The sequence below is a fragment of the Ancylobacter sp. TS-1 genome (genome assembly GCF_009223885.1).
GTDB lineage: Bacteria > Pseudomonadota > Alphaproteobacteria > Rhizobiales > Xanthobacteraceae > Ancylobacter.
Window position 1 is genome coordinate 2,253,988 of sequence record NZ_CP045144.1, and the last position, 13,503, is coordinate 2,267,490.

Here is a 13,503-nt window from a genome sequence, read left to right on the forward strand (position 1 = left end):
CCCGGACGGATGACAGCCGGGACGACGCTATGCCGGCGCTCGCCGCGATACGCTATGAAGGCCCCATGCCGAGCCCCGATGCCAGCGATTCCATCTCCCTGTTTCCGCCGCGCGAGAGCGTCGTCGACGTGCTGCTGCCCGTCGCGGTCGGCTCGGCCTATTCCTATCGCGTGCCGGAGGGCATGCAGGTGGCGGTCGGCGACATCGTGGTGGTGCCGCTCGGCACCCGCAACATGCTCGGCTGCGTCTGGCCGCGCGCGGAGAATCCCAAGCCGGTCGACCCCGCCAAACTGAAAGCGATCCAGCGCCGCTACGACGTCGCCCCGCTGCGCCCGGAGATGATCGCCTTCATCGAGTGGATCGCCGACTACACGGTGACGCCGCCCGGCATGGTGCTGCGCCTCGCCTTGCGCCATGACGAGAGCGCCGGCATCGCCCGCGAGCGCACCGGCGTGCGGCTCACCGATCACCGGCCGGAACGGTCGACGCCGGCGCGGCGGCGCGTCATCGAGGCGCTCACCGACGGCTTCGTCCGCGCCAAGGCCGAGGCCGCGCGCGAGGCCGCCGTCTCGCCCTCCGTCGTGGACGGCCTCATCGACGACGGCGTGCTGGAGACGGTGGTGCTGCCGCCCGAGCCGGCGGCCGAGACGCCGGACCCGGACCATGCCGCGCCGACGCTTCTCCCGGCGCAGGCCGAGGTCGCCGCCCGGCTGGTGGAGGCGGTGGAGGCGCGCGCCTTCCGGCCCTTCCTCATCGACGGCGTGACCGGCTCCGGCAAGACGGAAGCCTATTTCGAGGCGGTGGCACAGGCGATCCGGCAGGGGCGGCAGACGCTGATCCTGATGCCGGAAATCGCCCTCACCCAGGCATTTCTCGACCGCTTCGCCCGCCGCTTCGGCGTGCGCCCGGCCGAATGGCACTCGGCGGTATCGACCAAACGGCGCGGGCGCATCTTCCGGGGCGTCGCCTCGGGCGAGGTGAGCGTGGTGGCGGGCGCGCGCTCGGCGCTGTTCCTGCCCTTCCGCGACCTCGGCCTCGTCATCGTCGACGAGGAGCATGACGGCGCCTACAAGCAGGAGGACGGCGTCCACTACCACGCCCGCGACATGGCGGTGGTGCGGGCGCGGCTGGAGGGCGCGGCCATCGCCCTCGTCTCGGCCACCCCGTCGCTGGAGACCGAGGTGAACGCAAGGCGCGGGCGCTACACGCGCCTCGCCCTGCCCGAGCGCTTCGCCGGCACCAAGGTTCCCCGGCTGGAGCCCATCGACCTGCGCCGGGAAGGCCCGCCGCGCGGCCAGTGGATCGCCCCGCGCCTCGCGCAGGAGATGGAGCGCACCATCGAGGCGGGCGGGCAGGCGCTGCTGTTCCTCAACCGGCGCGGCTACGCCCCGCTGACCCTGTGCCGCGCCTGCGGCCACCGCATACGCTGCCCGTCCTGTTCGAGCTGGCTGGTGGAGCACCGCTTCCGCCGCCGGCTCGAATGCCACCAGTGCGGCTTCGCGACGCCGGTGCCGGAAGCCTGCCCGCACTGCCACGAGCCGCATTCGCTGATCCCCTGCGGGCCGGGCGTCGAGCGGCTGCACGAGGAGGTGGCGAAGCTGATGCCGACGGCCCGGCTTCAGGTTCTCTCCAGCGACCTTGCCGGCGGGGTGGAGCGGCTGCGCGCCGAGCTGAAGGCCATCGAGGATGGCGAGGTCGACGTGATCGTCGGCACCCAACTCGTCGCCAAGGGCCACAATTTCCCGGGCCTGGCGCTGGTCGGGGTGATCGACGCCGATGTCGGGCTCGGCCATGGCGACCCGCGCGCCGCCGAGCGCACCTTCCAGCTCCTGCATCAGGTCGCCGGCCGCGCCGGGCGCCACGAGGCGGAAGGCCGCGCCTTCCTGCAAACCTACATGCCCGAGCATCCGGTGATGCAGGCGCTGGTGGCCGGCGACCGCGACGCCTTCTACGACCGCGAGATCGCCATACGCGAGGAGGCGCACCTGCCGCCCTTCGGCCGCTTCGCCGCGCTCGTCGTCTCCGGCACGGATGCCCATGCGGCGCAGGCGCATGCCCGCGCGCTCGCCGCCTGCTCGCCGATGACCGAGGCGGTGCGCGTGCTCGGCCCGGCCGAGGCGCCGCTGGCGCTGATCCGTGGCCGCCACCGCTACCGGCTGCTGGCCCGCTCGGAGCGCGGCTTCGACCTGTCGTCCTATGTGCGCGGCTGGATGGCCGGCGCGCCGCGCGCGACCGGCAGCCTGCGGGTCGAGATCGACATCGACCCGCAGAGCTTTCTCTAGTCCGGCTTCCTCTAGTCCGGCTTTCTCCAGCCGGCGCTCACTCCTTGGCGCAGATCAGCACCATGAGCGGCGCGCGCGCCGCATCCGCCGGCTTCGGCGCGAAATGCACCTCGCGCTCGCTGCGGATGGTCGTCGCCCCCTCATGCGGCGCAAGATAGGCGTTCACCACCACTTCGCCCTGCTCGCAGGTCATGTGGCAGCCTTCCGGCGAGAAGCACTCGCGGCGGGTGTAGACCCGCACATTCGAGCCGGCGGCGGCCACGCCGGCCTCACCCTGCGGACCGGCAGGGCCAGCGGGACCGGCAGGACCCGCCGGGCCCGCAGGACCTGCGGGACCCGCGACGCCGGCATCGCCCTTGGGACCGGCCGGGCCGGCAGGACCTGCGGGACCAGCCGGACCGGCGGAGCCTGCGGCCCCGGTCTCGCCCTTGGCGCCGGCGGGACCCGCCGGGCCGGGAGTGGGCTCGCCGCACGAGGCGACGAGCAGCGCGGAAGCGAGCACAAGGCTCACGGAAAGCAACCTCATCGGATAGTCCCCGAAACTGGATGAAAGGTATCGTTCTTGGCGCTGTAAGCGGCCTTGTTCCGCCGGCCGCCGGCGAGGTGGAGCGTGCCGCCGCTCGTCCCCAGCGTCAACTGGATTAACCATGCCGCGCGACGTTCATGCGACCCGCCCGCATGGCCGTCATGGAGGTAATTTGTAACCTCGACGCCGATTGACGGTCTACCGCACCGCGTCATGACATTGCGACACGCAACTGCTTCTCTGTGGCGGTATCATTCGCCGGCAAAGCGGAGCGGCAATCATGATGAGCCTACCCTTCTTCGGCATGTTCCTCGCCCTGGTCTTCGCCGGGGCGGGACAGCGGGCCCTTGCCGTTCTGGCCTGGCTGGTCTCGATCGCGGCGCTGCTCACGCTGTTCCGCCTCCACGCCACCGACGCACTCGACATCGTGCTGTGAGTACCGCCATGAGCACAGAACCGCACGGCTTCCTCACCCCGGCGCTGTCGCGCCAGCTCAACGCGCTCGGCCTGCTCGCCGTCGGCGTGGTGCTGCTGTTCGCCTTCTACGACCAGCTGGTCGGCGGCGAGCTGCCCTGCCCGCTCTGCATCCTGCAACGCGCCGGCTTCGTCGGCGTCGGCGTCGGGCTGGCGCTCAATGTGCGCTTCGGCCCCCGGCCGAGCCACTATGGCATCGCCATCGTGTCGGCCATTGCCGGCGGGGTGATCTCGGCGCGGCAGGTGCTGCTGCACATCGTGCCCGGCACCGGCACCTATGGCGAGGCCTTCCTCGGCATGCATTTCTACAGCTGGGCGCTGGCGCTGTTCATCGTCATCGTCGCCGGCTGCGCCGTGCTGCTGCTGTTCGACACGCAGTTCGAACTGCCGGGCCGGCTCCATCGGCTCACCGGCCTCGGGCTGGTGGCGGTGGTGCTGATCGCGCTGCTGGCGCTCGGCAACGGCGCCTCCACCGTGCTCGAATGCGCCGGCGGCCTGTGCCCGGACAATCCCGAGGGCTACCTGCTGCTCGACGGCCCGGCGCCCGAGACCTCGCCGGCGCCCTGAGCGGGAAGCGCCGCACGCGCCATTGACGGGCGCGCGCGCGGCGCCTAGCTTCCAGCCCCATGATGCTGATGACCAACGAGAGCGGGCGCCTGCGCGCGGGACGGCGAATTCGCCGCCCGGCCGATGAGATCGGCCGGGATTCCTGACGCACGACTTCTCCCCGCACTCCCGTCATCGGATGCTGCCATGACCGCCGGCCTTTCCCGCCATCGCCTCGTCGTCGAGGCCGATGCCCATCCCAATCTCATGCTCCGCCTGCTCGAACCCTTCGCCATCCACGACGTCCAGCCGACCCGCATCCGGCTCGACGGCCCGGCGGACGGCAGGATCGACCCCGCCAATCTCGGCGGCATGCGGGCGGAGATCGCCTTCGTCGCCTCCCACGCGCTCGCCGAGCGCCTGTGGGCGCGGATCGACGTGATGGTGCCGGTGCGCACCTCCCACCTCGTGTCGAGCGCCCTGAGCGAAGCGGCAGCCTGAGCATGCTGGCCCAGCTCGGCGCCATCGCCCTCGTCGTGGCGCCGGTCTTCGGGCTCATCGGGCTCGGCTTCGTCGCCTCCCTGTCCGGCCATCTGCGCGAGCGCGCCGCCGAGGGCCTGTCCGAATATGTGTTCGGGCTGGCCGTGCCGGTGCTCATCTTCAAGACGCTGGCCGAGGCGCGGCTGCCCGAGGAAGGCCAGCCCTGGGGCTACTGGATCGCCTATTTCACCGGCGCCTTCATCGTCTTCGCCATCGGCATGCTGGTGGCGAAGCGCGTCTTCGGGCGCGGGCATATCGAGGCGGTGATCCAGGGCTTCACCTCGGGGCAGGCCAACACGGTGTTCGTCGGCGTGCCGCTGATCCTCCAGGCCTTCGGGCCGGAGGGCGCGGTGCCGCTGTTCCTGCTGATCGCCATCCATCTGCCGATCATGATGGTGCTGGCGACCGTGCTGGCCGAGGGCGCCGCCGCCGGAATCTCGCTCGGCAGCCTGCGCCGGCTCGGGCGGATGCTCGCCTTCAACCCGATCCTGCTCGGCATCTATGCCGGCGGCATCGCCAAGCTTCTCGGCTACACCCCGGACGGCGTACTGAAGCAGACGCTCGACATGCTGGCCGCCTCCGCCGTGCCCTGCGCGCTGGTCTCGCTCGGCCTCGCTTTGCACCGCTATCCCATACGCGGCGACATCGGCCCGGCGCTTGTCATCTCGACGCTCAAGCTCGCGGTGCACCCCGCCATCGTCTACGCGCTGACCCGGGTGCTGCCGATGCCGCCGGTGTGGGCGGACGTGGCGGTGGTGTTCGCCGCCATGCCGTGCGGGATCAACGCCTATCTGCTGGCGCAGCGCTATCAGGCCGGCGTGACCGCCTCGGCCAGCGCCGTCTCGCTCTCGACGGCGGCCAGCCTGTTCACGGTGACGGTCTGGTTCCTGATCCTCGGCGTCAGTTAGTTTCTGCCGTCATCCCGGACAGCCCGTAGGGCCGATCCGGGATCGTTGGCGGGAGGGCGAGCGATCCCGGCTCTCGCAGAGGCTCGGCCGGGATGACGATGGTCGCCCTTAGTTCAGCTTCAGGCAGTTGGCGTAGAAGGTGGTGGTTGCCGGCCAGTCCGAGAACACGCCGATCACGCCGATGTCGCGGGCGAGCACATCGAGCAGCGCCAGCGTGTCGCCGTCGCGGTCGATCACCGGCTTGACCGACTGGTAGTAATAGCCACCGCCGGTATTGAGCGGGCCGGAGCGCTCCAGCGACCAGGCGATCAGGCTGAGTCCCGCCTTCTTCGCTTCCTCGGCATAGACGGAGGGCACGATCCGGCCGTCCTTGTGCGTCACCAGCATCCACAGCGGCGGGGCAAGGATCTTCACGCCCTTGTCCGCCAGTTCCTGCATGGAAGGCTGCCAGGTCTCGGGCTTCATATTGTCGAAGCCCTTGCTCTCCTCGTCGCGCCCGTCGAGATAGACCGCCTGGGCGCCGAAGGCCGGCTCGGCCTTGAGCCAGTAGAGCACGTCGCCGAGGCGGAAGGACTGGGCGTAGACATCGCGCGGGTCGACACCGGCCGCCTTGTACTCGTCGATCATCTGCTGGGCGTAATGCTCCTGAGTGTAGCCGCCCTCGAAGGGCATGGCGACATCAGGGGTCTTCAGCTCGGGGGTGAACTTCAGGCCGAGCGACTTCACCAGTTCGATGTATTCCTTGTGCGAGACCAGCGTCGCCCGGTTCACATAAAGGTCGGTGCGCCAGCTCGGCGTGCCGTCCATATATTCCTGCGCCGTTACCCCGCGCGGGTTGAAGCCGTCCATCTTCGGCCGCAGCGACTTGAACTCGGCGAGCGTCAGGTCGCTGGTGCAGCACTTCGCGCTGGCCTTGCGCCCGGTGGCGGGGTCGGCCGGCTGGAACCCTTCCGAGCATTTCGCGGCGAGTTCCGGGCGGGCGAGAATGTCCGTCGTGGTGTGCAGGTCGCACTGGGCATGGCGGCACACCAGCTCGCGGTCCTTGGTGAAGGCGACGTCGCATTCGATCACGCCGGCGCCCATGCGCGCGGCGGCGATGTAGCCCTCGCGGGTGTGCTCGGGAAACTGCAGCGGCGCGCCGCGATGGGCGATGGAGAAATTCTTCGCCGTGAACGGGCCCTTGCACTGGGCCAGCTGGTCCTTCAACGCCCCGTCCTTCATCTCGCCGACGAGATAGAACGGACGCGGGCCGATCTCGATGCTGCCGATCCCGGCAACGCCGGTCTCGGCAGCCGCCGGGGCGACAAGCGCCAGCGCGAACAGGGCCGTGGTCAAAGTCCGGCGAGCGGGCCGGAGGGCGGGATGCAGGGATGCGCGCAGGGCGTGAAACATGGACATGGGGGGTTCCTGTCGGCTCGGGCGGTGCGCCTTGGCTATCCGCTGGCGGTGACAGCGGTTTGACGCGGGCTCAGCCGGGCGCCTCCTCCTTGGACGCCTGCGGCCAGCGGGCCAGCGCCTCGTGCCCCGCCGGGGTGAGGGCGTAGACGCCGCGCTCGGCGCGGACGAACCAGCCATAGACATTGTCCAGCAGGATCTTGCCGGCATCGGGCGCGGTGGCGCGCAGGTCGCGCGGGCGCGCCGGCCCGGCGACAAGCGCGGCGGCGCAGGCCAGTGCCTGCTGGCGATAGGCGGTCATGATCGGCACCCGCGAGCCGCCGCCCACCGCCGGATCGCCCTGCCGCCGCTTGTGCTCCGCCACCAGCCTTGAGCGCCGACGCGGGTCCTTGCGCGGCATCGGCGCGTCCGGGGCGACGATAATCGTCACCTCGCCTTCCGGCGAGACGGCGAGCATGCCGAAGCCGAGCCGGCGGCAGAGATTGCGGAAGCGCGAATCGCTCTCGCGACCCTTGCCGCGCAGCGAGGCCCGCGCCGCCAGCCACACCTCGTCGCCGGCGCCGGCGCGGTCGACCGCCTGCAGCACAAGCTCCAGATTGAAGCTGAGCTTCAGTTCGCCGATCACCACCAGCGGCACCGCGTCGTCCGACAGCGCCACCAGATCGCAGCCGCCGATCTCCCCCTTCACGGCGAAGCCGCGTTCTTCGAGGAACCGTTTGATCGGTAGATAGAGCGAGGTTTCCAGCGCCGTTACTCCTGCGGCGCCCGGCCGTCCGGCCTGACGGCGAGCCAGATGACATGCCGCGCCCCGCTCTTGCCATGGGCGCGCACCCGCGCCTCCTCGACCGCGAAGCCGGCCCGGCGCAGGCGTGCGGTGAAGCCGCTGTCCGGCGCCGAGGACCACACCGCCAGCACGCCACCGGGGCGCAGGGCCGCGCGCGCGGCGCCGAGCCCGGCGGGGCTGTAGAGCCCGTCATTGGCCGCCCGGGTTAGCCCGCCCGGCCCGTTGTCGACATCGAGCAGGATGGCGTCATAGCTCCCCCGCCCGTCGCGGATCGCCCCGGCGACGTCGCCTTCATGCAGGCTCACGCGGGGATCGGTCAGGCTGTCGCCGAAAATCGCCGCCATCGGCCCGCGCGCCCAGGCGATGACCGCCGGCACCAGCTCCGCCACCACGATCTGCGCGTCGGCACCCACCTCACCGAGCGCGGCGCGCAGGGTGAAGCCCATGCCGAGCCCGCCGATCAGCAGCCGCAGCGCCGGGCGCGGGCCGAGCCGCGCGCAGGCCAGCGTGGCCAGCGCCTGCTCGGAGCCGCTGAGGCGGCTGTTCATCAGCTCGGTGGCGCCCGCCATGATGGAGAATTCGTCGCCCCGCCGCTTGAGGCGCAGCTCGCCCCCGTCGGGCACTTGGGCGGTATCGAGCAGGATCCAGGGAATCATCGGGCCATCCGGGGCAAGGGCTGCCCTTCGGTAGCGCCGATCGCGGAGCGGGGACAAGGCCCGGCGGTCATACCCCCGCCCGACGTCGCGCCTCGTCCGGCGTCATCCCCCGCGCCCGCAGCGCGGCGAGGCTTTCCGAGCCGATGGATTTGGAGAGCTTGCGCCCTTCGTCGTCCAGCAGCAGGGAATGGTGGGTGTAGAGCGGCGCCGGCAGGCCGAGCAGCGCCTGCAACACGCGGTGCACCGAGGTCGCCGCCTTCAGGTCGGCGCCGCGCACCACATGGCTCACGCCCTGAAGCGCATCGTCGACGACGACGGCGAGATGATAGGAGGTCGGCACCTCCTTGCGGGCGATCACCACGTCGCCCCAGGCCAGCGGATCGGCGGTGACCGTCTCGCCCTCGCCCCCGCGCTCCGGCACCTCGCGCCAGTCGAGCGGGCCGCCGCGCGCCCGTGCCAGCGCCGCCGCCCGGCGCATGTCGAGCCGCAGCGCGAAGGGCTCGCCCGCCGCCGCCCGGCGCGCGCGCTCGGCCTCGTCCGTCGCCACGCGCGGGAAGGGAAACAGCGGCGCCCCGTCCGGGTCATGCGGCCAGTCCGGCCGGTTCTCCAGCGCGCGGCGTATGTCGCCCCGGCTCTCGAAGCTCGCATAGACGAGGCCCATCGCCTCCAGCCGCGCCAGCGCGGCGGCGTGTTCGGCCAGATGCTCCGACTGCCGGCGCACCGGCCGCTCCCAGTCGAGGCCGAGCCAGCCGAGGTCCTCATGGATGGCGGCCTCATAGTCCGGCCGGCAGCGCGTGGCGTCGATATCCTCGATGCGCAGCAGCAGCCGCCCGCCGGCGGCCTCCGCCATCGCGGCGTTCAGCAGCGCCGAGCGCGCATGGCCGAGATGCAGCAGCCCGTTCGGGCTCGGCGCGAAGCGGAAGACGGGGCGGGGGGCGGACATAGCAGGAGAGAATACCGGCGGGGCGGCGACGTCCACCCGTCATGCTGAGGTGCCGGCCGGGACGGCCGGCCTCGAAGCACGCAGGCGTGGGCGACCAGGCTCGCATCAGCGACCTGCGTCCTTCGAGGCGCGCGTCGCGCGCGCCTCAGGATGACGTCGGCGCCCTGACGCGGTAGGGCCGGCAGGCCGCCTCAGAACTGGCGCGCCACCATCATCTTCTTGATCTCGGCGATCGCCTTGGCCGGGTTCAGCCCCTTCGGGCAGGCCTTGGCGCAGTTCATGATGGTGTGGCAGCGATAGAGCCGGAACGGGTCTTCCAGATCGTCGAGCCGGTCGCCGGTGGCTTCGTCGCGGCTGTCGATCAGCCAGCGATAGGCCTGAAGCAGCGCCGCCGGGCCGAGATAGCGGTCGCCATTCCACCAGTAGCTCGGGCAGGAGGTCGAGCAGCAGGCGCACAGGATGCACTCGTAGAGACCGTCGAGCTTCTCGCGGTCGCCGCGCGCCTGCCGCCACTCCTTCTCGGGGGCGGGCGTCTCGGTGTGCAGCCAGGGCTCGACCGAGGCGTGCTGGGCGTAGAACTGGGTGAGGTCCGGCACCAGGTCCTTCACCACAGGCATGTGCGGCAGCGGGTAGATCTTCACCGACGAGGCCGTCACGTCGTCCATGCTCTTGAGGCAGGCCAGCGTGTTGGTACCGTCGATGTTCATCGCGCAGGAGCCGCAGATGCCCTCGCGGCAGGAGCGGCGGAAGGTCAGCGTCGGGTCGATGATGTTCTTGATGTAGATGAGCCCGTCCAGCACCATCGGCCCGCAATCGTCGCGGTCGACATAATAGGTGTCGACGCTCGGATTCTTCCCGTCATCCGGGTTCCAGCGGTAGATCTTGTACTCGGTCAGCCGGTTGGCGCCGGCGGGCTTGGGCCACACCTTGCCTTCGACAAGCTGAGAGTTCTTCGGCAGGGTAAGCTGGACCATCTCTCTACCTTCGCCAATATGCTCTTTATCTCTTCGCTGTCGCCGCACCGAAATAATAGGCAACGACCGCCGTAAACGCCTGAGCCATAAAGGCAGGCAACTCAGCCTTGGCCGGATTGCTGGCCTTGAATATGATGATGCCTGAAAACACGATAAGACAGAGCGTTATCAGAGCCGGCATTCCGAAAAGCGCAAACTCCCGAAACGTGAACCGAGGCTCGACTTTTCGCTCGTCCAGTATTCTCTGTATATTACTTTTGATGAAGCTTTTTTCGACGATTATAGTGACAATGTCTTCTTCTATTCTTGATACATTCTCGGAATGAGCGACGGCGACCAGCCGGGAATCGCGCTTCGATTCGGGGCTCCGGTTCTTCGAGAACACGAACAACAGAGCGATGATCGAGCAGACCACGGCGGTAAGCGCCGCCGCCGAAACGTAGATATTGCTGACAGCGAGTTGAACCAGCTCCTGATACCACATGCTCCGCCCCCTAGCGTTGAGTAGAGGCCGGCCCGCATAGTGCCGTGGCTGAAAGGGGCCGCCCCCTATCATCATACGGCTGGACAAGAGCTGCTCACAACCCTGAGTTATCATCAGTACACCCGCTTGCGCGGCTCGATGTACTGGATGTCGTTCGACAGCGTGTAGGTGTGCACCGGGCGCTCGTCGAGGCGCACGCTCTGCTTCTCAAAATCCACGAAGGCCAGCGTGTGCTTCATCCAGTTGGCGTCGTCGCGCTCGGGGAAATCCTCGCGCGCATGGGCGCCGCGGCTCTCGGTGCGGGCGGCGGCGCTTTCCATCGTCACCGTCGCGAGCGCGATCAGGTTGTCATACTCAAGTGTCTCGATGAGGTCGGAGTTCCAGATCAGCGAGCGGTCGGTGACGTCGATGTCGCTGGTGCCGGCGAACACGTCGGCGATCAGCTTGCGGCCCTCCTCCAGCACCTCGCCGGTGCGGTAGACCGCGCAGTTGTTCTGCATCACCTTCTGCATGGAGAGGCGCAGCTCGGCGGTCGGGGTGCCGCCATGGGCGTTGCGGAAATGGTCGAGGCGCGAGAGCGCCAGCTCGGCGGAGTCCGACGGCAGCTCAGGCTGCTTGTCGCCGGGGGTCAGCAGTTCGGCGCAGCGCAGCGCCGCCGCGCGGCCGAACACCACGAGGTCGGTCAGCGAGTTGGAGCCGAGGCGGTTGGCGCCGTGGATCGACACGCAGGCGCATTCGCCCACCGCCATCAGGCCCGGCACCACATGGTCGGGATTGCCGGCCTTCTTGGTGACGACCTCGCCGTGGAAGTTGGTCGGGATGCCGCCCATGTTGTAGTGGACGGTCGGCAGCACCGGGATCGGCTCCTTGGTCACGTCGACGCCGGCGAAGATCTTCGCGCTCTCGGAAATGCCCGGCAGGCGCTCATGCAGGATCGCCGGGTCGAGATGGTCGAGGTGCAGGTAGATGTGGTCCTTGTTCTTGCCGACGCCGCGGCCCTCGCGGATCTCCATGGTCATGGAGCGCGAGACGACGTCGCGCGAGGCGAGGTCCTTGGCGGACGGCGCGTAGCGCTCCATGAAGCGCTCGCCGTCCGAATTGGTGAGATAGCCGCCCTCGCCGCGCGCGCCCTCGGTGATCAGGCAGCCCGAGCCGTAGATGCCGGTCGGGTGGAACTGCACGAACTCCATGTCCTGCAGCGGCAGGCCGGCGCGCAGCACCATGGCGTTGCCGTCGCCGGTGCAGGTATGGGCGCTGGTCGCGGAGAAATAGGCGCGGCCATAGCCGCCGGTGGCGAGAATCACGGTCTGCGCGCGGAAGCGGTGCAGCGTGCCGTCGTCCATCTTCAGCGCGACGATGCCGCGGCAGCGGCCGTCATCGTCCATGATCAGGTCAAGCGCGAAATACTCGATGAAGAACTCGGCCGAATGCTTCAGCGCGGCGCCGTAGAGCGTGTGCAGGATGGCGTGGCCGGTGCGGTCGGCGGCGGCGCAGGTGCGCTGCGCCGGGCTCTTGCCGTATTCCACCGTCATGCCGCCGAACGGGCGCTGGTAGATCTTGCCTTCCTCGGTGCGCGAGAAGGGCACGCCCCAGTGCTCGAGCTCGTAGACGGCGGCGGGGGCATGGCGCACCAGATATTCGATGGCGTCCTGGTCGCCCAGCCAGTCCGACCCCTTCACGGTGTCGTACATGTGGAAGCGCCAGTCGTCGGTGCCCATATTGCCGAGCGAGGCGGCGATGCCGCCCTGCGCCGCGACAGTGTGCGAGCGGGTGGGGAACACCTTGGTCACGCAGGCGGTGCGCAGCCCGGCCTCCGAGCAGCCCACGACGGCGCGCAGGCCGGCGCCGCCGGCTCCCACCACGACGACGTCATAGGTGTGATCGGTGATCGGGTAGGCGGCGCGCGCCGCGCCGTTGGAAGCGCCATTGGCGGAAGTCGTCCCGGCCATGGTCTGTCAGCCTCCGAAACTGATCTTGAGGATGGCGAAGGCGCCGGCCAGCCCGACCGCCGTCGTGAAGAAGGTGTTGGCGACCAGCGCGAGCACCTTGGCCCCCTCGTGATGGACATAGTCCTCGATCACCACCTGCATGCCGAGGCGCATGTGCATCGTCACCGAGAGCAGCAGCAGCAGCAGCACGATGGCCACCAGCGGATGACCGAGCGTCGCCACCGTCGCCGCGTAGCCGCTGCCGGCCACGCAGATGAGGATCGGCAGCGCGATGACGAGGAGGATGAGATTGCCGAGCGCGGTGACGCGCTGGAGCCAGAAATGGCCGGTGCCGGAGCGGGCCGAGCCGAGGCCGGCGACCCGGCGGCGCGGCGTGCGCAGCGAAGAACCCGGAGTTGCGCTCATCGCGTCAGCCCTTCACCAGCCAGATGACGATCCACAGCAGCACCGTCAGGCCGATCGACCCGCCGATGGTGGCGCGGGCCAGAACCTCGCGCCATTCGGGGCCGAAGCCGGCGCCGGTGTCCCAGACGAAGTGGCGTACGCCGCCCAGCGTGTGGTGGATCAGCGCCCAGCTGTAGCCGACCAGCACGAGGAGGCCGAGCCAGCTGCCGAACAGCCCGTTCACCAGGCCGAAGGCCTGCTCCGAGCTTGCCACGGCGATGAGCCAGATCACCAGCAAAAGCGTGCCGAAATACAGCGCCACGCCGGTGATTCGATGGACGATGGACATCATCATCGTCAGCATCGGCCGGTAAATCTGCAGATGTGGGGAAAGGGGCCGCTCGGCCGCTCCTGCCATGTCGGTGTCCCAGATCACTCAGGAAGATGATGTGTGCGTAGCGGAAACGATTGCAGTTCGCAATCATTCCAAAGGTGGCGTCTATCGTTCCTCCCGCAGCGCCCATTGTTCCGGTTGCGCCGCAGCAGGCGCACCCTAGCGCACCGCTTCCCGGCCCGGCCACCCTCTTTTGCAGAGTTTCGGCCACGTCGACGTGACAGACGAAGCGGCATGGAGACGGGTCATTAACCACCTTTGCCT

Annotated in this window: 15 protein-coding genes; 5 read left to right on the forward strand and 10 right to left on the reverse strand. The window is 69.4% G+C overall.

Annotated features, from left to right (window positions below; genetic code table 11):
* Positions 1–65: 65 nt before the first annotated feature.
* Positions 66–2,282 carry a primosomal protein N' gene (locus GBB76_RS10610; RefSeq protein ID WP_152303272.1) on the forward strand — a complete coding sequence of 739 codons (2,217 nt, stop codon included), beginning with the start codon at positions 66–68 and terminating at the stop codon, positions 2,280–2,282.
* A gap of 37 nt (positions 2,283–2,319) precedes the next feature.
* Here GBB76_RS10610 and GBB76_RS18845 read toward each other — a convergent pair whose 3' ends face one another.
* Positions 2,320–2,544 (reverse strand): hypothetical protein, encoded by a 225-nt coding sequence (locus GBB76_RS18845; RefSeq protein WP_246668890.1) that lies wholly within the window; start codon positions 2,542–2,544, stop codon positions 2,320–2,322.
* 544 nt (positions 2,545–3,088) lie between these two features.
* Between GBB76_RS18845 and GBB76_RS18755 the strand changes: the two genes are divergently transcribed.
* The 4 genes from GBB76_RS18755 (at position 3,089) to GBB76_RS10630 (ending at position 5,276) form a co-directional block, all read left to right on the forward strand.
* On the forward strand, positions 3,089–3,244 hold the full coding sequence (locus GBB76_RS18755) for a DUF5993 family protein (protein WP_202911076.1): 156 nt from the start codon (positions 3,089–3,091) through the stop codon (positions 3,242–3,244).
* A gap of 8 nt (positions 3,245–3,252) precedes the next feature.
* On the forward strand, positions 3,253–3,849 hold the full coding sequence (locus tag GBB76_RS10620; RefSeq protein ID WP_152303273.1) for a disulfide bond formation protein B: 597 nt from the start codon (positions 3,253–3,255) through the stop codon (positions 3,847–3,849).
* 186 nt (positions 3,850–4,035) lie between these two features.
* Positions 4,036–4,329, forward strand: a complete 294-nt coding sequence (locus GBB76_RS10625) for a hypothetical protein (RefSeq protein WP_152303274.1) — start codon at positions 4,036–4,038, stop codon at positions 4,327–4,329.
* A gap of 2 nt (positions 4,330–4,331) precedes the next feature.
* Entirely contained in the window at positions 4,332–5,276 is a 945-nt protein-coding gene (locus tag GBB76_RS10630; protein ID WP_152303275.1) for an AEC family transporter, read from the forward strand.
* A 108-nt stretch (positions 5,277–5,384) separates the two neighbouring features.
* On the opposite strand, the gene GBB76_RS10635 is transcribed toward GBB76_RS10630, so the two are convergent.
* The 9 genes from GBB76_RS10635 to sdhC all read right to left on the reverse strand — a co-directional run bounded on the left by GBB76_RS10635 (position 5,385) and on the right by sdhC (position 13,263).
* Positions 5,385–6,674 carry a glycerophosphodiester phosphodiesterase family protein gene (locus GBB76_RS10635; RefSeq protein WP_246668891.1) on the reverse strand — a complete coding sequence of 430 codons (1,290 nt, stop codon included), beginning with the start codon at positions 6,672–6,674 and terminating at the stop codon, positions 5,385–5,387.
* A gap of 70 nt (positions 6,675–6,744) precedes the next feature.
* Positions 6,745–7,416, reverse strand: coding sequence for a DUF2161 domain-containing phosphodiesterase (locus GBB76_RS10640; protein WP_162375684.1), 672 nt, complete (start codon positions 7,414–7,416; stop codon positions 6,745–6,747).
* A 5-nt stretch (positions 7,417–7,421) separates the two neighbouring features.
* The gene (locus GBB76_RS10645) at positions 7,422–8,111 is read right to left on the reverse strand and encodes a spermidine synthase (RefSeq protein WP_152303276.1); all 690 of its coding nucleotides are present in this window, start codon (positions 8,109–8,111) and stop codon (positions 7,422–7,424) included.
* A gap of 67 nt (positions 8,112–8,178) precedes the next feature.
* Positions 8,179–9,054, reverse strand: coding sequence for a tRNA glutamyl-Q(34) synthetase GluQRS (gene gluQRS, locus GBB76_RS10650; RefSeq protein ID WP_152303277.1), 876 nt, complete (start codon positions 9,052–9,054; stop codon positions 8,179–8,181).
* A gap of 191 nt (positions 9,055–9,245) precedes the next feature.
* The gene (locus GBB76_RS10655; RefSeq protein ID WP_152303278.1) at positions 9,246–10,028 is read right to left on the reverse strand and encodes a succinate dehydrogenase iron-sulfur subunit; all 783 of its coding nucleotides are present in this window, start codon (positions 10,026–10,028) and stop codon (positions 9,246–9,248) included.
* A gap of 25 nt (positions 10,029–10,053) precedes the next feature.
* A complete protein-coding gene (locus tag GBB76_RS10660; RefSeq protein WP_152303279.1) occupies positions 10,054–10,512 on the reverse strand; it encodes a hypothetical protein in 459 nt (152 codons plus the stop codon).
* Between the two features lie 113 nt (positions 10,513–10,625).
* Positions 10,626–12,461 carry a succinate dehydrogenase flavoprotein subunit gene (sdhA, locus tag GBB76_RS10665; protein WP_152303280.1) on the reverse strand — a complete coding sequence of 612 codons (1,836 nt, stop codon included), beginning with the start codon at positions 12,459–12,461 and terminating at the stop codon, positions 10,626–10,628.
* 6 nt (positions 12,462–12,467) lie between these two features.
* On the reverse strand, positions 12,468–12,866 hold the full coding sequence (gene sdhD / locus GBB76_RS10670) for a succinate dehydrogenase, hydrophobic membrane anchor protein (protein WP_152303281.1): 399 nt from the start codon (positions 12,864–12,866) through the stop codon (positions 12,468–12,470).
* Between the two features lie 4 nt (positions 12,867–12,870).
* Positions 12,871–13,263: a succinate dehydrogenase, cytochrome b556 subunit gene (gene sdhC / locus GBB76_RS10675; RefSeq protein ID WP_152303282.1), complete on the reverse strand. Its 393-nt coding sequence runs from the start codon at positions 13,261–13,263 to the stop codon at positions 12,871–12,873.
* Positions 13,264–13,503: the final 240 nt, after the last annotated feature.